Source organism: Megasphaera sp. AF13-6AC (assembly GCF_027685385.1).
GTDB classification, from domain to species: Bacteria; Bacillota; Negativicutes; order Veillonellales; family Megasphaeraceae; genus Megasphaera; species Megasphaera micronuciformis.
Genome location: NZ_JAQCUN010000260.1, coordinates 1 through 969, shown reverse-complemented (window position 1 = coordinate 969; position 969 = coordinate 1). Strand labels below are relative to the sequence as shown.

Annotated in this window: 2 protein-coding genes; both read right to left on the bottom strand. The window is 44.2% G+C overall.

Annotation, left to right across the window (positions count from 1 at the left end):
- Nucleotides 1–149: 149 nt before the first annotated feature.
- Nucleotides 150–785: an HAD family hydrolase gene (locus tag PGX78_RS08700; RefSeq protein ID WP_270446560.1), complete on the bottom strand. Its 636-nt coding sequence runs from the start codon at nt 783–785 to the stop codon at nt 150–152.
- Between the two features lie 31 nt (nt 786–816).
- A partial coding sequence (locus PGX78_RS08695; protein ID WP_270446561.1) for a substrate-binding periplasmic protein occupies nt 817–969 on the bottom strand: 153 nt, incomplete at its 5' end.

Sequence of the window (969 nt, the reverse complement as noted above, 5' to 3'; positions counted from 1 at the left end):
GGGAAAGTGGGTTCCGTGCCGACAACCAAGGTCTTTTCCGAAGACGAAGAGGTGGATGAATTGCTGCCGCAACCGGCAGCAAATAGGGATACGGCTGCCACTGATGCAGCTAATACTGCTAAATACTTCTTTTTCATTGTAAAACCCTCCTAAATTAATTCGCTTAGATTTTGCAGAATTCTATACTGACCGGCTGCTGTAAAATCGGCAACCGTTGTCATACCTGTCGTAACGGCGGCAAAATCGACGCCGGCAGCTCGTGCCGTGTTCATATCAATCAGACTGTCGCCGATGTAGAGTACATCGCTATGAGTCAGGTCGAAGCGATTTCGAATGAGATGAATCCCTTCACCGGAAGGCTTCGGTTCCGTCACGTCTTCAAAACCGATAATGCAGTCAATGAGTGACTCTATGCCGTCACGTTGTAAGGTTTCCGAAATTCGGGAGCGGGTTTTGGTTGAAACAATACAACACAGGGCTCCGTTTTTCTTTAAATGAGTCAACACGGGAATCGTGTCGTCATATAAACGGGTGTTGGCTGTCATTAAAACATCGGAATACCGTATCTTATATAAGTTTATAAGTGATTTTATTTTAGACGAATCGGTTTCGCCTGTCAATTGAGCCATGGCATCGTACATGGTCATACCGATGGTTCGTCGTATTACATCTTTTGGAAAAGGACCATATCCTTCATCGGCAAAGAGTCTTTCAAAGCACATGACAATTCCTTTTTCGGAATTTGCCAAAGTGTAATCGAAGTCAAAAATATAAGCCTTATACATAGTGAATCCTTGTCTTTATGTTACTAACCGGTTAATCGGTCGGTTCCGTACCGAACCATTTCTTATATAATGTAGCATATGTGCCGTCGGCTTTCAATTCATCCAAGGCCTTATCGACCTTTGCGGTCAATTCTGAATTTTCTTTTGTCGTGGCCATAGATACGCCGGCCGACAGAATGGGTTC